Origin of the sequence: Paracoccus sp. NBH48, assembly GCF_015390265.1 — a bacterium.
Lineage (GTDB): Bacteria > Pseudomonadota > Alphaproteobacteria > Rhodobacterales > Rhodobacteraceae > Paracoccus > Paracoccus marcusii.
In genome coordinates this window covers 158,757-181,526 of sequence record NZ_VUOJ01000003.1, presented here as the reverse complement: position 1 = coordinate 181,526, position 22,770 = coordinate 158,757, and the positions used below count along the sequence as shown (strand labels likewise).

Genomic DNA, 22,770 nt, shown 5'->3' with positions numbered 1-22,770 from the left:
GGCGCACCCCCGCTTTCCCCAAAAGGACGCAAGCCATGGCCACCCGCCAGACCGCAAGTCTTGCGCGCCTGATGCGCGCACCTGCCATCATCCTGCTGCTGATCTGGATGATCGTCCCGTTGGGGATGACGCTGTACTACTCGTTCCTGAACTACAACCTGCTGAACCCGGCCTCCGTCAGCTGGGCAGGGTGGTTCAACTATCAGTATTTCTACACCGATCCGGCCTTCTTCGACGCGATCTGGAATACGCTGGCCCTGGTGCTGGGCGTGCTGGCGATCACCGTCATCGGCGGCATCGCGATCGCCCTGCTGATCGACAAGCCGATCTTCGGACAGGGGATCGTGCGGATCCTGATCATCTCTCCGTTCTTCGTGATGCCGCCGGTGGCCGCGCTGATCTGGAAGAACATGATCATGCACCCATCCTATGGGGTCTTCGCCGACATCGCGCGCGCCATCGGCGTGCAGCCGGTGGACTGGTTCGCGCAATATCCGCTAACCTCGATCATCATCATCGTGGCCTGGCAATGGCTGCCCTTCGCGACGCTGATCCTGCTGACCGCCCTGCAGTCGCTGGACGGCGAACAGATGGAGGCGGCCGAGATGGACGGAGCGGGCGCCGTCAGCCGGTTCATCCACCTGACCCTGCCGCACATGGCACGCGCCATCACCGTCGTGGTGCTGATCCAGACCATCTTCCTTCTGGGCATCTATGCCGAGATCCTGGTGACCACCAATGGCGGTCCGGGCAATGCCAGCACCAACCTGACCTATCTCATCTATCGCGCGGCCCGTCTGAACTTCGACATCGGCGGTGCGGCCGCGGGCGGCATCATCGCGGTCATCCTGGCCAACATCGTCGCGTTCTTCCTGATGCGCGCCGTCGGCAAGAACCTGGATTGAGGAGCATCCCATGGCACGCGCAGTAAGCACCCGCACCAAGTTCGGCTATACCATTGCCGCCTGGATCGTGGCCTTGGTGATCTTCTTCCCGATCCTCTACACGATCATCACCAGCCTCAAGACGGAACAGGAGGCCATTTCGGGCTTCAGCCTGATCCCGTCCTTCACCCTGTCCAGCTTCGAGGCGGTGCAGACCCAGAACAACTACTGGAAGCCCTTCACCAATTCGGTGATCCTGGCGGTGGGTTCGACCATCCTGGCGCTGATCGTCGCGATCCCGGCGGCCTGGGCGATGGCGTTCTCTCCCACCAAGCACACCAAGGACATCCTGATGTGGATGCTGTCCACAAAGATGATGCCCGCGGTCGCGGTGCTGGTGCCGATCTATCTTATCTTCCTGCGCACCGGGCTGATGGACACGCGGATCGGCCTGACGGTCATGCTGATGCTGATCAACCTGCCGATCGTGGTCTGGATGCTCTACACCTATTTCCGCGAGATCCCCGGAGAGATCCTGGAGGCCGCGCGCATGGACGGTGCCACGCTCAAGGACGAGATCCTGTACGTGCTGACGCCCATGGCGGTTCCGGGCATCGCGTCGACCATGCTCCTGAACGTCATCCTGGCCTGGAACGAGGCGTTCTGGACCATCCAGCTGACCACCACCAACGCGGCGCCCTTGTCGGCCTTCATCGCCAGCTTCTCCAGCCCGCAGGGGCTGTTCTGGGCGAAACTCTCGGCGGCCTCCGTCATGGCCATCGCGCCGATCCTGATCATGGGCTGGTTCAGCCAGAAACAACTTGTCCGCGGCCTGACCTTCGGCGCGGTGAAATAAGGGGACCATCATGGGACGCATTACCCTTGAAGCAGTGACCAAGCGGTTCGGAGACGTCGAGGTCATCCCGCCCCTGAACCTGGACATCAACGACGGAGAGTTCGTGGTCTTCGTCGGCCCCTCGGGCTGCGGGAAATCCACCCTTCTGCGCCTGATCGCGGGGCTGGAGGACACGTCGGGCGGGCGCATCCTGATCGACGGCAAGGATGCCACCGACACGCCCCCGGCCAAGCGCGGCCTGGCGATGGTGTTCCAGTCCTATGCGCTGTACCCGCACATGTCGGTCAGAAAGAACATTGCCTTTCCGATGCGCATGGCGGGTGTGCCGCAGGACGAACAGGACCGCCGCATCACGGCGGCCGCCAAGGCGCTGAACCTGACCGATTACCTAGACCGCAAGCCGGGCCAGCTGTCGGGCGGCCAGCGCCAGCGCGTGGCCATCGGGCGGGCCATCGTGCGCGAACCGGCCGCGTTTCTGTTCGACGAGCCGCTGTCGAACCTGGACGCCGCCCTGCGCGTCGGCATGCGCCTTGAGATCAGCGAGCTGCACAACCGCCTGAAGACCACGATGATCTATGTCACCCATGACCAGGTCGAGGCGATGACCATGGCCGACAAGATCGTGGTCCTGCGCGCCGGCAACATCGAACAGGTCGGCAGCCCGATGGAGCTGTACCGCGCGCCCAGGAACCTGTTCGTCGCGGGCTTCATCGGCAGCCCCAAGATGAACCTGATCGACGGGGCGGCGGCCGCGGAATACGGTGCCCACACCATTGGCATCCGGCCCGAACACATCGCGGTGTCGCCCGATCACGGCAAGTGGCGCGGGCGCGTCGGCGTCAGCGAGCATCTGGGATCGGACACGTTCTTCTATGTCGAGGACACGGGTCTGGCCGACACCATCACGGTGCGCGCGGGCGGCAATATCGACCTGCATCACGGCGACACCGTCTGGCTGACCCCGGACGACGCGCAGATGCACCGCTTTGACGCCACGGGGGCGCGGGTGGCATGATGCTGTCGGGAAAGACCGCCCTGATCACCGGGGCCGCGCGCGGCATCGGGCTGGCATTCGCCCGCGCCTATCTGGATCAGGGCGCGCGCGTCGCCATCTGCGACATCAACCTGGAGGCCGCCCGCGCGGCGGCCGCGGGTCTGGGCGAGGGTGCCATCGCCGCGGCGCTGGACGTGACCGATCAGGCCAGCATCGACGCCTGCGTGGCCTCCGTCGAACAGCAGTTCGGCGGCATCGACATCCTGATCAACAACGCGGCCCTGTTCACCGCCGCCCCCATCACCGAGATCGCCCGCGCCGATTACGACCGCATCATGGCGGTCAACGTGTCGGGCACGCTGTTCATGATGCAGGCCGTCGCGCGGTCCATGATCGCGCGTGGCAAGGGCGGGCGGATCATCAACATGGCGTCCCAGGCCGGCCGCCGGGGAGAGGCGCTGGTCGCGGTCTATTGCGCCAGCAAGGCCGCGGTGATCAGCCTGACGCAATCGGCGGGCCTGAACCTGATCGCCCACGGCATCAACGTGAATGCCATCGCGCCCGGCGTGGTCGACGGCGAACATTGGGACGGCGTGGACGCCTTCTTCGCGAAATACGAAGGCAAGGCCCCCGGCCAGAAAAAGGCCGAGGTCGGCGCCGCCGTCCCCTTCGGCCGCATGGGCACTGCGGCCGACCTGACCGGCATGGCGGTGTTCCTGGCATCCGACGGGGCCGACTACATCGTGGCCCAGACCTACAATGTCGACGGCGGCAACTGGCTCAGCTGACCGCCGCACCCCCTGCAATTCCCGGCCCCCCGCGCGCATCCTGCGCCGCGGCCACGGGGCGATTTGACGAAAGGTCCGATCATGGCCATCCAACTGACCCAATCCGCGCTGGCCGGGCTGCCCGACACCGTGGCACGCCCCGCCTATGACCGCAGCGCCCTGACGGCGGGCATCCTGCATGTCGGCGTCGGCAATTTCCACCGCGCGCACATGGCGTGGTACCTGGACCGGCTGTTCGCTCAGGGGCGCGACCACAGCTGGGCGCTGATCGGCGCGGGCGTGCGTCCGGGCGACGCCGCGATGCGCGAACGGCTGGCCGCCCAGGACTGGCTGACCACGCTGGTCGAGCTGGACCCCGCGGGCCTGTCCGCACAGGTGCTGGGGTCGATGATCGATTTCGTGGCCGTGGACCCCGCAGCCACCACCGCCGCGATGGCCGATCCGGCGATCCGCATCGTCTCGCTGACCATCACCGAGGGCGGTTATTACGTCGACGCCAAGACCGACGGCTTCGATGCCGGTCACCCCGACATGGTCCATGACGCAAGCGCGCCGGATGCGCCGCGCACCGTGTTCGGCATGATCCTGGCTGCGCTGCGGGCGCGGCGCGCGGCGGGGCATGCGCCCTTCACCGTCCTGTCCTGCGACAACCTGCCGGAAAACGGCCATGTTTGTGCCCGCACCCTGACGGGGCTGGCCCGCGCGCAGGACCCCGCGCTGGCCGATTGGGTTCAGGCCAACGTGGCCTTTCCGAACAGCATGGTCGATTGCATCACCCCCGCCACCAGCGACCGCGAGCGCGCCCTGGTCCGCGACCGCTTCGGCATCCAGGACGCCGCCCCCGTCGTCTGCGAGCCCTTCCGCCAATGGGTGCTGGAGGACAACTTCCCCCAAGGCCGCCCGGCGCTGGAGGCCGTGGGCGCCGAATTCGTCGCCGATGTCAGCCGCCACGAGCTGATGAAGCTGCGCATCCTGAACGGCGGGCATGCGGCCATCGCCTATGCCTCGGCGCTGCTGGGGCATCACTTCGTGCATGACGCGATGGCGGACGCGGACATCGCCGCCTGGCTGCGCGCGCTGGAGACGCGCGAGATCATCCCGACCCTTCAGCCCATTCCGGGCGTCAGCTATGACGAATACCTGGCGCTGATCGTCAGCCGCTTCTCGAACCCGGAAATCGGCGACACCATCCCGCGCCTGTGCCTGGACGGGTCGAACCGCCAACCGAAATTCATCCTGCCGACGCTGCGCGACCGGCTGGCGGCGGGCGCGCCCATCGACGGGCTGGCCCTGGAGCTGGCGCTGTGGTGCCGCTATTGCGAAGGCACGACCGAGGCGGGCGCGCCGATCGCACCCAATGACGACGCCCATGCGACGCTGCGCGACCATGCGCTGGCGGCAAAGTACGATCCGCAGGCGTTCCTGTCCCAGCACGCAATCTTTGGCGATCTGGCGGGGTCCGCGCCCTTGGTCGCGGCCTTCGGCGACGCGCTGGCCGCGTTGCGCCGGGACGGGGTGCGGGCGACGCTGGCGGCCTATGTCGCGGGCATGCCCCACCGCTGAAAGCTGGCGGCCAGGTCAGGGCAATCGGCTGCGGCCTGGGCGGGCGTCAGGCCCGCGCCGGCCGCAGTCCAGGCATTGCGGATGGCGCGCACCCCGGCGGCCGGTCCGTTCGGATGCCCGTGGATGCCGCCGCCGCCCAGATACATCAGATCCAGCGTGCCGCCTGTGCGGGCCCAGGTCTCGAAGGCTTGCCCGCCCCATTGGCCCGAGCAGACCACAGGCAGCGCCCGGTCCGTGTCCGAGAAGATTGGCGTTGTAACGTCCTGGAACGACTGCACGAAGCTGTCGTCGCCCTCCCAGTATTTCGCGCCGATGCCGTTGATCTGGAACTGGTCGACGCCCAGCAGGCGCCAGATCTTTTGCCAGGCGCGAAAGTCGAAGCCCAGGCCCGGATGGCGCGTCAGCAGGTCCCACCCGTTGCGATGCGCATGCAGGCACAACGCCGACCGCTTTCGCAGGAAGGCCATCGCCCCCGGCCCGATCGAATTGATGTTCACCACCGCCGCATTGCCGCCCCGTGCCACGACGTGATCGTGGCGGCGCATCATCACGTCCGGGTCCGCGGATGACAGGCCAAAGGCATACATCACCCGCTTGCCCGTCCGCTGTTCGTGATCGCGGATCACCGCCATGACGGCATCGACCCGCGCCTCGAATGGGGAATAGGCGGGCGACATCATCTTTTCGTCGTCCTTGATGAAATCGACCCCGGCCTCGCACAAGGTGCGCACGACCTCGGCGGTCTGATCGGGGGTCAGGCCAAGCGAGGGCTTGATGATCGACGCGATGATCGGCCCTTCTGCCACCCCGGTCAGGCGGCGCGAGCCTTCGATGCCGAATTGCGGCCCCGGGTGGGCCGCGAAATCGGGCGTCAGGTGGAAATCCAACACCCGCATGCCGGTCAAGCCGCGCGCCGCGAACAGGCCGCCCGTGGTGACCGTCAGCAGCGCCGCGATGTCGCCGCCGATGCTGTCGGGCGAAAAGGCGATGGTCGCGCGGGCGCGCCGCACCGGCCCCCCGCCCTCGGGCAGCGAGGGCTGGGGCAGGGGCTCCAGCAGGGTCACGTCCTCGACCCGGGCGGCGTGGCGGGCGCGCAGGGCGTCGGTCTCTCCGGGCAGGTCGGTGAAAGTGCCGGTGGACTGGTCGGCCGCGATCTTCTCGGCCATGGCGCGCGGGTCGCCCGGGGTCTCCAGCCGATAGGTGACGCGGATCATGGCTGCTCCTGATGTCGGGGGCCGCCGCCGTCGCGGATCCAGCCGAAATAATCGGTCGAGCCCATCTGCCCGCCCTTCAACGCGATCTCCAGCCCGTCATGCGGGCCGTCACCATAGGCCCGGCACAGCGCGGCGCCGGGGATGGTGGGGGCCAGCGCGGTCAGGGCGCTGAGGCTCAGCTGCCGCATCGCGTGCCCCGAGGTGTCGCCCCCCGAGATCACCGCGCGGCGGATGCCTGACCCGCGCAGCACCCCGTCCAGGATGCGGCCCAGCCCCTCTCCGATGCGCCGGGCGGCGGTCTCGGGCGCCAGGCCGGAGGCCGACAGAGCGCTGCGGAACGCGCCGACCTGTGCGCCGTCATGGCCCGCAGCCGAATGGATCAGCGGGCTGGAGCCGTCACTTGCGGCACGCAGGGCGGCGGCGGTCAGGCGCGCGACCTCGGCCGCCAGATCGGCCTCGGACCCGCAGGCTGCCCGCGCGTCAAAGGGCAGCAGCGCAAAGCCGTGCCGCCCCGCCCAGTCCAGCTGCGCCGCCGTCACCGGCGAGACCGATCCCGACACCGCCGCGATGCGCGCCACGCGCCCGGCCGAGGCGGGCGGCGGCGGCGCGGGCAGGTCCCCCGTCTGCTGCCAGTGGCGCACCAGCGCGTATTCGACCCCCTGACTGCCCGCGACGAAACCCATGCGCGCGCGGTTCCGCCAGATCAGCGCGCCCGCCGCGGCCTCCGATGCCGGGTCCATGCCGTCGATGGACAGGATGCGCGCGCCCTGGGTCAGCGCCTCCTCCTGCCGGGCCTGCGGGTCGGTTGCCAGCGCCTCCAGGTCGATCAGCGCGCCGGGCAGGTCGGTCTGCGCGGACAGATGGGCCAGCAGGTCGGATTCGGCCATGGGCGTCGCGGGGTGGTGCGCCATGACCGGGTGCCGGTCCAGCCGGAACACCCCCTGCGGGCTGCCCGCGAAGAGATGCCCGAAGGCCTGATAGCGGCGCATGGCGGGGGCGGCGGTCAGCAGGGGCACGGCTCGGGAGGGGCGCACCGAAAGGCCCGCCGCGATGGCGGCGCCGATCGAGCCCATATGTGGCGACGAATCGAAGGTCGAGCAGATCTTGTAATGCAGGATCTGCGGCTGCAGCGCGTCAAGCGCGGCGAACAGCGGTGGCAGGTGTTCGGCCATCCAGTCCGGTCCCTGTGCGCGGGCGGTCGTGGCCAGCCCCACTGCCGCGCAATCCGCGAACCGCGCCATCATCGCGGCTGTGGGCGGTTCGGTGAACAGGACCGATGGCAGGCCGGCGAAGGTCAGCACCTCCATCACCGCGGCGGCGCCGGTGAAGTCGTCGCCCAGCCAGGCCAGCCGCAGATCGGTCATTCGCATCCCCTCTTGACGTAACGGAATAATTATCACCTCATCATACCAGTTAGGCAAGTGATTCCCGAAGGCCGGAGGAGACCGAGATGACCAAGGTGGCGCTGCTGGGGGCGGGCGGTAAGATGGGGGTGCGTCTGGCGACGAACCTGGCCCGGACCGATTTCGAGGTGGCCCATGTCGAGGTCAGCCCCGCCGGACAGGCCCGGCTGAAGGCCGAGACGGGGCTGGGCTGCGTCCCGCAGGAGGCGGCGCTGGCGGGCGCCGAGGTGGTGATCCTGGCGGTGCCGGACACGGTGATCGGCAAGGTCGCGGGCGCGGTCGTGCCGCAGCTGGCGCCGGGGACCATGGTCGTGGTGCTGGATGCGGCCGCGCCCTTTGCGGGCCATCTGCCCGAGCGGGCCGACATCACCTATTTCGTGACCCATCCCTGCCACCCGCCGATCTGGAACGACGAGGACACGCCCGAGGGCCGGGCCGACCATTTCGGCGGCGTGGCGGCCAAGCAGGGCGTGGTCAACGCGCTGATGCAGGGCCCGCGCGAGCATTACGCACTGGGCGACAGCATCGCCCGCGCGATCTATGCCCCCGTCGCCCGCAGCCATGAGGTGACCGTCAGGCAGATGGCCATGCTGGAGCCGGGCCTGTCCGAGACGGTCTGCGCCTCGCTGCTGGCGGTGATGCGCGAGGCGCTGGACGAATGCGTGGCGCGCAGCGGCGTCAGCCACGACTGCGCCCGCGACTTTCTGCTAGGCCATATGAACATCCTGGGCGCGGTGCTGTTCAACGAGCGCGAGGGCGCGTTCTCGGACGCCTGCAACAAGGCCATCGAATTCGGCAAGCCGATGCTGATGCGCGACGATTGGAAGCGCGTCTTCGACTGGGACGAGGTCGAGGCCAGCATCCACCGCATCACCTGACATCGCGCGGCGGGCGGGGGAGCGTCCGCCGCGATCACCAACACAAGGGAGGAGACCTTCGATGACCAAGATGATGACCGCCGCGTCGATGCTGGCCATGCTGCTGGGTGCGGGACCGGCGCTGGCCCAGGCAAAGGTGATGAACCTGGCCTTCACCCCGCCCGCCGACAGCCACTACGGCGACGCAGCGCGCGCCTTTGCCGACACCATCGCGGAACGGTCCGACGGTGCCTTCGAGATCGCGCTGCGCCCGGCAGGCGCCCTGGGCGGCGAACGCGACGTGATCGAGGGGCTGCAGATAGGCACGGTCGAGCTGACGATCTCCTCGACCGGACCCATCGGCAACTTCGTCCCAGAGGTCTATGCACTGGATTTTCCGTTCCTGTTCGATGACTACGCCAGCGCGCATGCGGTCCTGGACGGAGAGATCGGACAGGAGCTGCTGGCCAGCTTCCAGCCGCACGGCATCGTGGGCCTGGCCTGGGCCGAGAACGGGTTTCGCCACATCACTAACTCGGTCCGTCCGATCCGCGAGCCTGCCGACCTGTCCGGGCTGAAGCTGCGCACGATGGAGAACGAGGTGCATATCGCGGCCTTCCGCGCCGCCGGGGCCGCCCCCACGCCGATGAGTTGGACCGAGGTGCTGACTTCGCTGCAGCAGGGCACCATCGACGGGCAGGAGAACCCCATCCCCATCGTCACCGCCAACAACATGTGGGAGATCCAGGACAACATCACCCTGACGGGCCATGTCTACTCGCCCGCCGTGGTGGCCATGTCCGCGATCCACTGGGACGGCCTGACCGAGGAACAGCAGGGCTGGTTCGTGGAGGCCGCCCAGGCCGCCGCCGCCGCATCGCGCAAGACCGTCGCCGCGAACGAGGAATCGGGCATCGCCCTGATGCGCGAGAACGGGATGGAGGTGATCGACGGCATTGACAAGGCCGCTTTCGCCGCCGCGGTCCAGCCGGCCTATGACGAGTTCGCCGACCGCTATGCGCCCGAGCTGATCGCGCGCATCCGCGCGGCGCAGGACTAGGGCGTCCGGCGGGGCCGCCTGTGGCCCCGCCCCATATCGGGGTCATCACCATGAGACATGTCGAAGCCTGGGCCGAGGGCGTCGTCCGGCTGGCCCACAACCTGGCCGCGCTGCTGCTGGCGGTGGCGACGGGGCTGGTCTTCTTCCAGGTCGTCACGCGCTTTGGCCTGGGCCATGCCGCCGGCTGGTCCGAGATCCTGGCCCGTGGCCTGATCATCTGGTCCACGCTCTTGGTCGCGGCGGCGGGCTTCCGCCTTGGCGCGATGATCCCCATCGACTTTCTCCGCGGGCTGCTGCCCGGCCCTGCGCAGATCTGGGTGATCCGGCTGGTCACGCTGCTGACGCTGGCCTTTCTGGCGGTGCTGGTCTGGCAGGGCTGGTCCATGACGCTGCGGGTGCAGGCGCAGCGGGTCGCGATGCTGGGCACCTCGATGAGCTTGTTCTATGCGGCGATCCCGTTGGGCGCGCTGATGGCCATTCCGGGCGTGCTGCTGCGCCATGTTGATCAGGAAAGGGAACGCCCGTGAACTCTGCCCTCGCTGCCGGGCTGATCGCCCTGTTCACGCTGTCGGTACCGGTGGCGGTGTCCATCGCGCTGGCCTCGATCATCGCGATCCACTTCTTCTCGAACCTACCGCTGGTGGTCGTCCCGCAGAAGATGTTCACCGGGCTGGACAGCTTTCCGCTGATGGCGGTGCCGTTCTTCATCCTGGCGGGCGCGATCATGACCCAGGGGGGCATCTCGGCCCGGCTGGTCGATCTGGTGAAATCCATGGTCGGGAACATCCAGGGCGGGCTGGCCAGCAGCTGCGTGCTGACCTGCATGCTGTTTGCGGCCATCTCGGGGTCGTCGGTGGCCACGACCTTCGCGGTGGGGTCCATCCTGATCCCGGCGATGCTGCGCCACGGCTATCCGGTGGGCATGGCGGGCGCGATCCAGGCGTCATCCGCCGAACTGGGCGTGATCATCCCGCCCTCGGTGCCGCTGATCCTCTATGCGGTCTCGACCGAGACCTCGATCACGCGGCTGTTCCTGGCGGGCATGGTGCCGGGGCTGATGATCGCCGCCGCTCTGGTCGTGATGGTCCAGATCTGGTGCCGAGTGAAGGGCCACGGCAAGCGGGACGGCGAGGGCCGCCGGGCCATCCTGCCCGCCGCGCGCCGCGCCTTCGGGGCGCTGATGATGCCGATCATCATCGTGGGCGGCATCTATGGCGGCGTCTTCACGCCGACCGAGGCCGCCGCCGTGTCGGTCATCTATGCGCTGATCCTGTCGATCTTCGTCTATCGCGAACTGTCCTGGTCCGACCTGCCGGGCATCTTCCGCGCGGCGGCGGTGTCGTCGGGGGCGGTCATGCTGATCATCTCGGCGGCGGCGCTGTTCAGCTTCCTGATCAGCCTGTCGGGCCTGCCCGGTGCCGTCGGCACCTGGGCCCAGGAGAATTTCGGCAGCGCGCTGACCTTCCTTCTGGGCGTCAACCTGCTGCTGCTGGTCGTGGGCATGTTCATCGAGACCAGCGCCGCGATCCTGGTGCTGGCCCCGATCCTGACGCCGGTGGCGATCAGCTTCGGCATCGATCCGGTGCATTTCGGCATCGTCATCGTGGTGAACCTGGCGCTGGGCATGATCACGCCGCCTTTGGGGGTGAACCTCTTCGCGGCGGCCGCTGTGGCGAAGGTTCCGGTGCAGGCGCTGTTCCGGTCGCTGGTCTGGCCCATCGCCACGGTTCTGGTGATGCTGGCGGCGATCACCTATGTTCCCGCCATCTCCCTGGGGCTGGGCTGGTGGATGATGCCATGATCAAGGTCGGACTGATCGGCTGCGGCTTCTTCGCGGTGAACCAGATGCAGGGCTGGGCCGATGCCGAGGGGGCGCAGGTCACCGCGATCTGCGACCGCGACCCGGACCGGCTGGCCGCGATGGGCGCGCGCTTCGGCATCGCGCAGCGCTTTGACGACGCGGCGCGGATGATGCGCGAGGCGGATCTGGACGTGGTCGACATCGCCACGACCCTGCCCTCGCACCGCCCGCTGGTGATGGCGGCGGCCGAGGCCGGCCTGCACGCCATCTGCCAGAAGCCCTTTGCCGAGACGCTGGAGAATGCCCGCGCCATGGTCGCCGCGATGGAGCGCGCGGGCCGCGTCCTGATGGTGCATGAGAACTTCCGCTGGCAGTCGCCGATCCGCGCCGTGCTGGCCGCGCTGCGCGAGGGCGCGGTGAGGCGGCCCTTCTTCGGGCGGGTCAGCTTCCGGTCGGGCTACGACGTCTTCTCGGGACAGCCCTATCTGGCGACCGATCCGCGCTTCATCATCCAGGATCTGGGCATCCATATCCTGGACATCGCCCGCGCCCTCTTCGGAGAGGTGGATCGCCTGTCGGCCAGCACCGCGCGCATCAACCCCGCGATCCGCGGCGAGGACGTGGCGACGATCCTGATGGATCACGCAGGTGGGGTGACGTCGGTCGTGGACTGCTCCTATGCGACGCGGCGGGACGAGACCTTTCCCCAGACCCTCATCGAGATCGACGGCACCGAGGGCACGCTGCGGCTGGAGGCCGGATACCGGCTGGTCATCGACCGCCGCGGCGACCGGCAGGTGCGCGACGTGTCGCCCCCGCTGCTGCCCTGGGCCGAACGGCCCTGGCACAACATCCAGGAAAGCGTCGCGCTGATCCAGCAGGACTTCGTCGCCTGCCTGCGCGAGGGCCGGGTGCCCGAGACCTCGGGGCGCGACAACCTGGCCACGCTGGCTTTGGTCGAGGCCGCCTATGCCTCGGCCCGCGACGGCAGCCGGGTCCGGCCGTGACGCGGACGCTCTCCTGCGGGCCGGCGCGGCTGGTGCTGGAGGGTGACCGCCTGCGCCACCTGCATCTGGACGGGGTCGAGGCGATCCGCGGCCTGGCCTTCCTGGTCCGCGACCGCGACTGGGGCACCGTAGTGCCCCGCATCGACGATCTGCGCCTGTCCGACGGGCCAGACGGCCCGCGCATCGCCTGGACGGCGCGGTATGACATGGGCACGGGCAGCGTGCGCGCCGCGCTGACGGTCGATCTGACGCCCGACGGGTTGACCGCGCGGGCGGTGATCGGGGCGCGGGGGCAGGTCTGGACGAACCGCACCGGCTTCACGCTGCTGCACCCGATCACCGGGGTCGCGGGGGCGCCGGTCATGGTCGATCACGCGGACGGCCCGCCGCAGCAGGCGCGCTTTCCCACGCTGATCGCGCCGTGGCAGCCCTTCATGGACATCACCGGCCTGACCCATCAGGCGGGCGGCTGGCGCGTCCATTGCCGCTTCGACGGCGACATCTTCGAGATGGAGGATCAGCGCCAATGGGGCGATGCCTCATTCAAGACCTACAACCGACCGCTTGCGCGGCCCTGGCCCTACCGTCTGGAGGGCGAGACGACCCAGACCGTCACGATCCGTTGGACCCCGGCCGCGCCCATGACCCCGGTTCCCGGCCCGCAGACCCGCGTGGCAAAGCCGCGCTTTCCGCAGACGGCACTGGCCCTGACCGGGGCGGATGCGGCCCATCTGGCCCGCGCGCCGCAGGATCTGGCCGCGATCGGGGCGCAGCGCCTGCTGTGCCATCTGGATGCGGCTGGTGACATCGCGCGCGACCTGGCCGGTTTTGCCGCGCTGCAGGCGGCGCTGCCCGGCCCGGACTATGATCTGGAGCTGCTGGCGCTGTGCGACCCCGGGGTCGATCCGCAGGAGGAATTCGCCCGCCATGCCGCGGCGCTGGCGGCATCGGGCCTGGCCGCAGCCACGGTGCTGGTCCATGCCCGGCCCGATTGGCAATCGACGCCGCCGGGCTCGGACTGGCCGCCCTGCGCGCCCCTGTCGCAGGTCCATGCGGCGGCGCGCGCGGGTTTCGCGGGGCTTCCGGTGGGCGGCGGCGTGGCGGGCTTCTTTCCCGAGTTGAACCGCAAGCCGCCGCCGCCGGGGCTGGCGGTCGTGACGCATGGGCTCTGCCCCATCGTGCATGCCGCCGACGACCTGTCGGTGGTCGAGGCGCTGGAGGCGGTGCCGCATATCCTGGCCTCGGGGCGCGCTCTGGCGGGGGATGCGGACTATTGGCTGGGGCCCTCGACCATCGCCATGCGCCACAACCCCTATGGCAGCCGCACCATCCCCAATCCGGGGCGCGGGCGCGTCTGCATGACCGATGACGATCCACGCCAGGAGACCGGGTTCGCGGCGGCCTGGGCCTGCGGGCTGGCCGCGGCCATTGCGCCCGCCGGGCTGTCGGTCTGGACCCCGGCCGAGGTCCTTGGTCCGCGTGGCCTCTTTGCGCCCGACGGGCGTCCGCGCCCGGTGGCGGGGGTCGTGGCCGCGCTGGCGGCGCTGGCCGGTGCGTGTGTCCTGGGCGCGCAGGGGGGCGGTCTGGTGCGGCTGCATCTGGGCGGGCGCGTCCTGCGCGCGAACCTCACGCCCCGTGCGCAGGCGGGGCTGGCGCCCTGGGGCTGGGATCAGGACGACGCGCCGGATTTGCAGGCGGGCGCGGGCCGTCCTAAACCATGGGCATGATGCAACCGACCGACCCTTCCGACCGAATCGTCCGGCGCAAGCTGTCCGACCAGGTGTTCGACCGCCTGCGCGACATGATCGCCAGCGGAGAGCTGCCGCCCGGCGCGCCGCTGCCGTCAGAGCGCGACCTGATGGAGCGGTTCGGCACCGGCCGCCCCGCCGTGCGCGAGGCGCTGCAGCACCTGCACACCATGGGCCTGATCACCATCAGTCACGGCGAGCGAAGCCGCGTCAACGCGCTGAGCGCGGACAGCGTCCTCAGCCGCGTGGACGACGTGGCGCGGATGCTGCTGTCGTCGGAACCCGACCAGCTGGACCACCTGAAGCAGGCGCGGCGGATGTTCGAATGCGGGCTGGTGCGCATGGCCGCCCAGACCGCGACAGAGGCCGACGTGGCCGACCTGCGCGACCTGATCGCCGCGCAGCGGGACTGTCTGGGCGATGCCGCGCGCTTCGTCACCCAGGACATGGCGTTCCATGCGCGCATCGCGGCGATTTCGGGCAACCCGATCCTGGTCGCCACCAGCCAGTCGATGCTGCGCTGGCTGTTCCAGTATCATGGCGTGCTGCTGCACTGGTCGGGCAACGAACAGATCACCCTGCGCGAGCACGAGGCCATCACCGACCTGATCGCCGCGCATAATCCGGACGGCGCGGTGGCGGCGATGCAGGCGCATCTGGACCGCTCGGTGGGTCTTTACGCGCATCAGAACGCCCAGGGGTGAGCGGGGCGCCCATCCTGCTGCTGGGGGCGGGGCATGCCAATCTGCTGGCGCTGCCGCCGATGCGGGCGGCGCTGCCGGACGCGGCCGTTCTGCTGGTCGACATGGCCGAACACGCGACCTATTCGGGCATGTATCCCGGCCTGATCGCGGGCCATTACCACACCGACCAGCTGAGCATCGGGCTGGCGGATTTCGCCGCGCGGCACGGGGCGGGTTTTCTGCGCGCGCGTATCACCGGGATCGACCCGGTCGCGCGCCGGGTGACGGCCGTGCAGCCCTGCGGCACGGCGCAGCGTCTGGACTATGCCCAGGCCGCGCTGGATGTGGGCAGCCACGGCGTCATGCCTGAAATCGCGGGGTTTCGTGACCATGCGCGTGCCGTCAAGCCGCTGCGCGCCGATCTGCCGTTGCCCGACCGGGGCCTGCCGTCGGTCGTGATCGGCGGCGGCGTGGCGGGGGCCGAGATCGCGCTTGCCCTGTCCCATCGCCAGCGCGCGCCCGTCACTTTGGTCGAGACCGGGCCCCGCATCGCCGCAGCCCTGACGCCACGCGCCCGGACCCTGCTGCGACGCGCACTGGACAGGGCAGGGGTCGCGGTCCTGACGGAGGCGCGCGTGCATCTGGTCGCGGCCGATCACGTGGTGCTGGCCGACGGACGGCGGATCGACAGCGCCCTGACCTTGGGCATCGCCGGCGCACGTGCGCCGGACTGGCTGGCGCGCGATCTGCCGGTGGACGAGGCGGGCTTTGTTTGCGTGGGGCCGTGCCTGCAGGTGCCTGGCGATCCCGACCTGTTCGCGGCCGGCGACTGTGCCTTCATGACCCACGCCCCCCGCCCAAAGGCCGGTGTCTTTGCCGTGCGTCAGGCGCCCGTGCTGGCGGCGAACCTGGCCGCGCGGCATCTGGGCCGCCCCTGCCGGGCGTTCTGGCCGCAGCGGGATTATCTAAAGATCATCTCGCTTGGCGGACAGGAGGCGCTGGCCCAGTGGCACGGCGTCGTCCTGCAGGGCCGCTGGCTGTGGCGGGTCAAGGACCGGATCGACCGGGGGTTCATGGCGCGCCTGAAGGGCTAGGCCGTCGACGGCCGTCGGGATCGATCGATTTGGTCACGTTCGACGGCGCCCCGGTAACGGATCGGAAACCTGTGGCTGCTATGCCGGCGGGACAGACCTCTTTCCCGACCAACCCCCAAGAGAGGGGCAAGCATGCCGTTCCGTTCCATCTCCATCCGCGCCAAGCTGGCCCTGTCCGCCGCCGCGCTGACCGCCTTTGCCATCGTCGCCGTGATCGCGCTGACGACAAGCCTGATGACGCGCGATTCGGCCCGCGAATCCGAGGCGCATGCCGGCGCGCTGATGACCGGCTATGCCGCGACCATCGCGCAGGAGGTCGGCAGCGTCATCGACACCGTCCGCACCGGCGTCGCCGGGATCGAGGGGGCGATCGCCGACGATCCCGCAAATCGCGACGCGCTGGCCTCCATTGTCACGACGATCCTGCGCACGCGGCCAGATCTGGTCGGCATGACGCTGGCGCTGGAACCCGACGCGCTTGGGCCGGACGGTGCCCATCTGGGCAGCCCCTATGCGGATGCCGCCGGGCGGTTCGTGCCGTATTTCTTCTACGCCCCTGACGGGAGCATCGGCATCGAACAGTTGGACATGCGCCCCGAGGCCGGGACCGACAGCTGGTACGACCGGCCGCTGCGCGAGGATCGCAGCCTGATCACGCCGCCCTATCTGTACCCCGTGAACGGCGCCGAGGTCCTGATGACCACCGTCAGCGGCGTGGTCCGCGACGGCACGCGGCCGGTGGGCGTGCTGACCGGCGACGTATCGCTGGACCGGCTGTCGGCGCGGATCGAGGAGCTTCGTCCCTTTGGCGACGGTCGCGTGCGGCTGGTCAGCTCTGGGGGGCTGTGGATCGCGCATGAGGACCGCGCGCTGCTGGGCCAGCCGGTGCAGGCTGCGGACCAGGCGCTGATGGCGGCGGGACCGATGCACTACGCCGAGGTGGAGGGGCAACAGTCGATGGTCCTGACCGGGTCGGTCGCCTTTCCCGGCATGGACGAAAGCTGGACCCTGATGATGCATGTGCCGCGCGCGACCGTGATGGCGCATGTGACCCAGACGCGCGACCGGGCGGTTCTGACCGCGGCGCTGATGCTGCTGGGAACGCTGGTCGTCGTCTGGTTCGGCGCGCAGATCATCTCTCGTCCGATCGAGGGGATGACGGCGGCGATGACCCGTCTGGCGGATGGTGACCTGGAGACGCCGGTCCCCCATGCCGGCCGCGGCGACGAGATCGGGGCGATGGCCGGGGCGATGCAGGTGTTCCGCGACCGGGCGCTGACTGCCCGGCGCCTGGAGGCCGAGGCCGAGGCCGCGCGCGACGCCCGCGACCGCGACGCCCGCGCCGAGGCCGAGCGTCAGGCCCGCGTCGTGCGCGAGATCGGCACCGGGCTGGACCGGCTGGCCGCTGGCGATATGACGCATCAGATCGCCAGCCCCGCGCATGATCCCTTTCCGCAGGGTTATGATTCGCTGCGCCTGGCGTTCAACGGTGTCGTGGGCGGGCTGTCGGACACGATCCGCCGCATCACCGACGTCGCCAACCAGGTGCGCGGCGGCGCGGACGAGATCAACATGGCCGCCGGAGAGCTGTCCAGCCGCGCCGAGACCCAGGCCGCCACGCTGGAACAGTCCGCCGCGGCGCTGAACCAGATGAACGAGAGCCTGCGCCAGACCGCCGAACGCGCCCGAGAGGCGGAGCGCACCAGTGGCCAGAACCGCGACATCGCCCGGACCAGCGCGGCTGTCGTGGCCGATGCCGTCACCGCCATGCAGGGCATCCAGCGGTCGTCGGAACAGATTACCCGCATCATCGGCGTCATCGACGACATCGCGTTCCAGACCAACCTGTTGGCCCTGAACGCGGGCGTTGAGGCCGCTCGTGCCGGAGAGGCGGGTCGCGGCTTTGCGGTCGTGGCCTCCGAGGTGCGGGGCCTTGCGCAGCGCGCGGCGGAATCCGCGCGCGAGGTACGTGGCCTGATCTCGCAAAGCGCGGCGCAGGTCAGGACCGGGTCCGATCTTGTGGGCCGGACGGGCGACAGCCTGGGGGTCATCCTGCAGAAGGCGTCGGACGTGTCCGAACAGATCGCGGCCATCGCCCTGGCCACCGCCGAACAGTCCATCGGCCTGTCCGAGATCAACAGCGGCGTGAACCAGCTGGACCAGGTGACCCAGCAGAATGCCGCGGTGGCAGAACAGGCGACGGCGGCGTCCATGTCGCTGCGCCAGCAGGCCCAGGTCCTTTCGACCGAGATGGGGGCATTCACCGTGACCGATCAGGCACCGCCCGCCCAACGCCCGTCGCTTGCACCGGACTTTGCGGTCGAGGCGCGCCCGATCCGGGTCGCGGCCCCGGCCGGTCGAGGGCAGATGCTGGAGTTCTAATGCCGCGCGATGCCGCCCGCATAAGCGCATGCTTGTGCGGGCGGCCGATTCGTGGTATGCGCCGCCCTGCGGACCGGGCCCCTCTGGCAGCATGATCGTCACGATCGGCTGCGATGTCGGACCGCATCGAGCGTGCTCGGTGCATCGGTGGCCCTTCCGTCGTCCCTTGCCCCGCACATTTTCAGTCTTGCGAGGGCATCGTGGAACTTCTTCTAAGCGAATTCTTGGGCAAGCCCATCTGGATGTGGCTGCTTTTCATGGGGCTGGTCATCGCCCTGCTGGTCTTTGACCTGGGAGTCCTGAACAAGGACGACCATGAGATCGGGATCGCCGAAAGCCTCAAGCTGTCGGCCATGTACATCACCTTGGGCATCGCCTTTTCGGGCTTCATCTACTGGACGATGGGCGGGGAGGCCACGGCGCAGTACCTGACCGCGTTCATCGTCGAGAAGACATTGGCGATGGACAACATCTTCGTCATCGCGCTGATCTTCAGCTTTTTCGCGATTCCGCGCGAATACCAGCACCGCGTGCTGTTCTGGGGCATCCTGGGCGTGATCCTGCTGCGCGGCATCATGATCGGCCTGGGCGCGACCATCGTCGAGAACTATCACTGGGTCCTGTACCTGTTCGCGGCCTTCCTGATCTTCACCGGCATCAAGATGCTGTTCGCCAGCGACGATCACACGGACATGGCCGACAAACAAGGCGCTGAACTGGCTGCGCCGCCGCATGCGCGTCACGGACGAGCTTCACGGCCATGCCTTCACGGTCAAGATTCCCGATCCCAAGACCGGCAAGCTGGTCCGCTGGGCCACGCCCCTGCTGCTGGCGCTGATCGTGATCGAGATCGCGGACCTCGTCTTTGCTGTCGACTCGGTTCCCGCGGTGTTCACCATCACCACGGACCCGTATTTGGTCTACACCTCGAACATCTTCGCGATCCTGGGCCTGCGGGCGCTGTACTTCGCGCTGGCCGCGATCCTGCACCGCTTCGCCTATCTGAAATACGCGCTGTCGATCCTGCTGATCTTCATCGGTTCCAAGATCTTCATCGCGGACCTGATGGGCTGGGAGAAGTTCCCGCCGTCCTGGTCGCTTGGGATCACGTTCTTCATCCTAACGGTGGGCGTGGTCGTGTCGCTGGCCAAGACCCGCGGCCAGTCTCCCGAACCGCTGCCCTTCGGCGAGAACCGGAACTGACCCGGACTGTATGCTTTCCGCGTCGGCGCCCGAAAGGCCGCCGGCGCAAGTTCCGCTGTTCCCCTAGCGTGTTGACGAAACATTCCGAACGCGCACAGTGACCTGTCTTGGACGCAGAGAAGGCGCGCATGGGTGATCGTCAAGATTACCGAGCCGGGAGAAAATTTCATCCCGCCGTCATTGGGCAGTGATTTTAGATCGCCTTTAATCGGTCGCATCGGTTCCGAGCATGATGATCGGCTTCGTCACTAGTCCAGGCTTCATTCTCGGCGTCAGAGTAAGTCGTACTCGTAACGCTATCGGGCAATATCCGAGTTCCGACAAGTCAGTGTCCTCTCGCGCGTCCGTAGCTGGACGCCAGCAAGACCGCGGGGTCAGTATGGATGCTGCGGCACAATTTGATGATAACCTGTGACGGCATCATGGGATAAGAAACGTTTCCAGCGGCGCTTTTTCCTGTTCCGCTTTTTATAGATTCAGCCCTTCTGTCGGTTTTGCGATGGAAAGGAGGAACGCGCAGACCATGCAGAGATTTGCTGGTTAGGCTTACAGAGCATGCCATCCTAAAAAACGATATGCATGCGTGTCGCGTCGTTAGGACTGCTACACTGCCAAGGTCTTCGTGCGAGTGACTAGTCTCGCCTCGACAAGGACGTGAATGCTTTCTCCGCCGAGAGGCGTAGGAATGAAGGCCTCTGTTGATCGTTTCACCACCGTGCTTTTACACAGGTCAATCCAACGAAAGCGGCTGACTGGCTGCATACTGTCGGCCCGAATGACGGCAAGGCCCTCTGGCAGGTTTGTCACGACGTGCGACGACGCCGGACGTCGTATTCCGTCGTTTCACCAAAAGCATAATTACAACTGCCATAACGTCCGTTTGTCAGGGCAGTATACTTTCCCAACATTATCGACGTACGACCGGAGCAATCTTGTTGTGATCATCACGTTGATCAATAATCCTCCCGTAAAACCAAGGTTAGGCCGTAGTACCGTGGCTGGACGGAACTGGCTATCCGTCGATGGGTCACCTCAGCGAACCAAGGCGTGAGATTAGCATCAGCAACAATCCAGACCCGTAATTCAGATGATGACTTGCTTTTCTGCAGCGCCACAATCCGCGCAGGGCGGCTAGGAATCACCGCTATAGTGTTTTGCAAAAGCATCCGCAGAACGGCGTGTTGCATAGATATGCGACTGCCGGCACGGGCGGCACCAGTCATCGTCGTTCAACCATGTACGGTTCGATAACCGCGACTGTGCCCAAGGAATGCCCGGCGCGAGGTCAGGATCTTCTGTGGCGCTGGTATCGGCACCGACCCACGCATCTGTCAGCGCTCGCCGAAGCGCCGGGCTTGGGTCGGTAGAGACCGACGGGGAGCGCGGGTCGGTGCGGTCTTTACAGCTGCGCTATAACGGCCGTGGTGATGGCGTCGGTGGTATCGCGGCCCGGGTGGGTGCCGATGCCGCGGGCGGTGGCGGCCTCCAGTGCGGCCATGATGCGGGCGGCGGGGGCCGTCTGGCCCAGGTTGTCCAGCATCATCGCCGCCGACCAGAACGCCGCCATCGGGTTGGCGATGCCCTGATCCGCGATGTCGGGGGCCGAGCCGTGGACCGGTTCGAACATCGACGGGTTGCGGCGCGTCGGGTCGATATTGGCCGAGGCCGCAAAGCCCAGGCCCCCCTGGATGGCCGCGCCCAGATCGGTCAGGATGTCGCCGAAGAGGTTCGAGGCCACGACCACGTCCAGCGTTTCGGGGGCCATGACCATCCGCGCGCACATTGCGTCGATGTGATAGCGGGTGACAGCGACGTCCGGATAGTCGGCGGCCAGTTCGTCGGTGACCTCGTCCCAGAAGACCATGCTGTGGCGCTGTGCGTTCGACTTGGTGACCGAGGCCAGCTTGCCCCGCCGTGCTTGCGCCTGTTCGAAGCCGAAGCGCAGGATGCGTTCGACGCCCGCGCGGGTGAAAATCGAGGTCTCGACCGCGACCTCGTCCGGGGTGCCCTGATGGACGCGGCCGCCAGCGCCGGAATATTCGCCTTCGGTGTTCTCGCGGATGCAGAGAATGTCGAAATCGCGGGTCTTCAGCGGTCCCTCGACGCCGGGCAGCAGGCGGTGCGGGCGGATGTTGGCGTATTGGACGAAGGCCTTGCGGATGGGCAGCAGCAGCCCGTGCAGCGACACGGCATCGGGCACGCGGGCGGGCCAGCCGACCGCGCCCAGGAAGATGGCGTCGAAGCCGCGCAAGGTCTCGATGCCGTCCGCGGGCATCATGCGGCCGTGCTGCAGGTAATGATCGCAGGACCAGGGAAAGCTCTCGGTCGCGATGTCGGCGCCGCTGGCCTCCATGACGCGCAGGGCGGCCTCGGTCACGGGAATGCCGATGCCGTCTCCGGGGATCTGGGCGATGCGGTGGGTCATGGAAGGCTCCTCAGATTTCATTCGGCACGGTCTTGTGTTAGCCACGTTCGCGACAGGCGGTGCAGCCCGGATCGCTGCCGATGCCCGGTTACCCGCAGTCCCCGGCCGGCAGAGCATGATCGCACCAGCGACCATGGCGGTTGATCCGGACCGTGCCTGTCCGGAGCCGCCGCATGGCCGGTGACGGGGCGCGTGTAAAGTGCCGGCGCAGGGACCCTAGGTCGGATAGGCCGACAGGTCCATGGCCTGACCCGCGTTGTCAAAGCTGCACGGCGTCAAGGATGCGCTGAAAGCCCTCGTCCGGATGAAGTGCCAGTCAGGTGCCGCATTCGACCGGAATGCCGGGGACGCGGAGATGTCCGGGGCGGTACATCCTGGATTGCCCGATCACCGCCTAAGCGGAGCACCGCGCGTGGATTCCGCAGTCATCGTCACGGAAAGCGATGGGCGGGCCGGCGCTGTCACTTATGGCATCCGGTGGAGGGAGTATTGGAAGCGAGCAGCACATAGGAACCAGCCGCCGGTCGATCACACGACCCCGCGGGTGGGCGATGTTGTTGAGATCACAGAATGCAGCGATGATCGACTAGCCTGGAGCCACTGCCCCATCTCAGAATAGGGAATCCTTCACGAAATACAGTCGTGCGGGGCGACTGATCCGCTTTGTCCCATGATTTTTAGGCAGCCATGGCAGCGCCGGGCGGGGGCGGGGTTCGGCGGCCCGTCTGCGAGGGCCGTTGCACGCGGATTGCGTCCCGCGGTGGCCGGGGGCTACGCGCCCCCGGACCCCCCGTGGGCGCACGGTTAC

Annotated in this window: 18 protein-coding genes and 1 pseudogene; 16 read left to right on the top strand and 3 right to left on the bottom strand. The window is 68.0% G+C overall.

Annotated elements, in window-relative coordinates; all coding sequences use genetic code 11:
- Positions 1-35 precede the first annotated feature (35 nt).
- The 5 genes from F1642_RS06705 (at position 36) to F1642_RS06685 (ending at position 5,085) form a co-directional block, all read left to right on the top strand.
- Positions 36-905 (top strand): carbohydrate ABC transporter permease, encoded by an 870-nt coding sequence (locus F1642_RS06705; RefSeq protein ID WP_046001028.1) that lies wholly within the window; start codon positions 36-38, stop codon positions 903-905.
- Between the two features lie 10 nt (positions 906-915).
- On the top strand, positions 916-1,740 hold the full coding sequence (locus F1642_RS06700; RefSeq protein ID WP_194885835.1) for a carbohydrate ABC transporter permease: 825 nt from the start codon (positions 916-918) through the stop codon (positions 1,738-1,740).
- A 10-nt stretch (positions 1,741-1,750) separates the two neighbouring features.
- A complete protein-coding gene (locus F1642_RS06695; protein WP_045982118.1) occupies positions 1,751-2,755 on the top strand; it encodes an ABC transporter ATP-binding protein in 1,005 nt (334 codons plus the stop codon).
- Positions 2,752-3,522, top strand: a complete 771-nt coding sequence (locus F1642_RS06690; RefSeq protein ID WP_194885834.1) for an L-iditol 2-dehydrogenase — start codon at positions 2,752-2,754, stop codon at positions 3,520-3,522. The genes F1642_RS06695 and F1642_RS06690 overlap by 4 nt, the downstream gene beginning before the upstream one ends.
- Before the next feature lie 81 nt (positions 3,523-3,603).
- Positions 3,604-5,085, top strand: coding sequence for a mannitol dehydrogenase family protein (locus tag F1642_RS06685; protein WP_194885833.1), 1,482 nt, complete (start codon positions 3,604-3,606; stop codon positions 5,083-5,085).
- Here F1642_RS06685 and oiaX read toward each other — a convergent pair.
- Both oiaX and F1642_RS06675 read right to left on the bottom strand, forming a co-directional pair.
- Positions 5,058-6,299, bottom strand: a complete 1,242-nt coding sequence (gene oiaX, locus F1642_RS06680; protein WP_194885832.1) for a 3-oxo-isoapionate-4-phosphate decarboxylase OiaX — start codon at positions 6,297-6,299, stop codon at positions 5,058-5,060. The two genes, F1642_RS06685 and oiaX, sit on opposite strands and share 28 nt — an antisense overlap.
- The gene (locus F1642_RS06675; RefSeq protein ID WP_046001022.1) at positions 6,296-7,663 is read right to left on the bottom strand and encodes a four-carbon acid sugar kinase family protein; all 1,368 of its coding nucleotides are present in this window, start codon (positions 7,661-7,663) and stop codon (positions 6,296-6,298) included. The genes oiaX and F1642_RS06675 overlap by 4 nt, the downstream gene beginning before the upstream one ends.
- Positions 7,664-7,749: 86 nt before the next feature.
- Here F1642_RS06675 and F1642_RS06670 point away from each other — a divergent pair, with 86 nt between their 5' ends.
- The 11 genes and pseudogenes from F1642_RS06670 to F1642_RS15585 all read left to right on the top strand — a co-directional run bounded on the left by F1642_RS06670 (position 7,750) and on the right by F1642_RS15585 (position 19,537).
- Positions 7,750-8,580: a phosphogluconate dehydrogenase C-terminal domain-containing protein gene (locus F1642_RS06670; RefSeq protein ID WP_046001021.1), complete on the top strand. Its 831-nt coding sequence runs from the start codon at positions 7,750-7,752 to the stop codon at positions 8,578-8,580.
- A gap of 61 nt (positions 8,581-8,641) precedes the next feature.
- On the top strand, positions 8,642-9,619 hold the full coding sequence (locus tag F1642_RS06665; RefSeq protein WP_052715293.1) for a TRAP transporter substrate-binding protein: 978 nt from the start codon (positions 8,642-8,644) through the stop codon (positions 9,617-9,619).
- Positions 9,620-9,669: 50 nt separating this feature from the next.
- A complete protein-coding gene (locus F1642_RS06660; RefSeq protein ID WP_046001168.1) occupies positions 9,670-10,146 on the top strand; it encodes a TRAP transporter small permease in 477 nt (158 codons plus the stop codon).
- Positions 10,143-11,420: a TRAP transporter large permease gene (locus F1642_RS06655; protein ID WP_194885831.1), complete on the top strand. Its 1,278-nt coding sequence runs from the start codon at positions 10,143-10,145 to the stop codon at positions 11,418-11,420. The genes F1642_RS06660 and F1642_RS06655 overlap by 4 nt, the downstream gene beginning before the upstream one ends.
- Positions 11,417-12,427: a Gfo/Idh/MocA family protein gene (locus F1642_RS06650; protein WP_194885830.1), complete on the top strand. Its 1,011-nt coding sequence runs from the start codon at positions 11,417-11,419 to the stop codon at positions 12,425-12,427. The genes F1642_RS06655 and F1642_RS06650 overlap by 4 nt, the downstream gene beginning before the upstream one ends.
- Entirely contained in the window at positions 12,424-14,154 is a 1,731-nt protein-coding gene (locus F1642_RS06645; RefSeq protein ID WP_194885829.1) for a hypothetical protein, read from the top strand. The genes F1642_RS06650 and F1642_RS06645 overlap by 4 nt, the downstream gene beginning before the upstream one ends.
- Positions 14,151-14,879 (top strand): transcriptional regulator NanR, encoded by a 729-nt coding sequence (locus tag F1642_RS06640; protein WP_046001167.1) that lies wholly within the window; start codon positions 14,151-14,153, stop codon positions 14,877-14,879. Before F1642_RS06645 ends, F1642_RS06640 begins: the two co-directional genes overlap by 4 nt.
- Positions 14,876-15,952, top strand: coding sequence for an FAD-dependent oxidoreductase (locus tag F1642_RS06635; protein ID WP_194885828.1), 1,077 nt, complete (start codon positions 14,876-14,878; stop codon positions 15,950-15,952). Before F1642_RS06640 ends, F1642_RS06635 begins: the two co-directional genes overlap by 4 nt.
- A gap of 132 nt (positions 15,953-16,084) precedes the next feature.
- A complete protein-coding gene (locus F1642_RS06630) occupies positions 16,085-18,334 on the top strand; it encodes a methyl-accepting chemotaxis protein (RefSeq protein ID WP_194885827.1) in 2,250 nt (749 codons plus the stop codon).
- A 113-nt stretch (positions 18,335-18,447) separates the two neighbouring features.
- Positions 18,448-18,978, top strand: a pseudogene (locus F1642_RS16415) (hypothetical protein); the annotation flags it as partial.
- A gap of 88 nt (positions 18,979-19,066) precedes the next feature.
- Entirely contained in the window at positions 19,067-19,537 is a 471-nt protein-coding gene (locus tag F1642_RS15585; RefSeq protein WP_255522209.1) for a hypothetical protein, read from the top strand.
- 1,399 nt (positions 19,538-20,936) lie between these two features.
- On the opposite strand, the gene F1642_RS06620 is transcribed toward F1642_RS15585, so the two are convergent.
- Positions 20,937-21,962: a tartrate dehydrogenase gene (locus F1642_RS06620; RefSeq protein WP_194885826.1), complete on the bottom strand. Its 1,026-nt coding sequence runs from the start codon at positions 21,960-21,962 to the stop codon at positions 20,937-20,939.
- Positions 21,963-22,770: the final 808 nt, after the last annotated feature.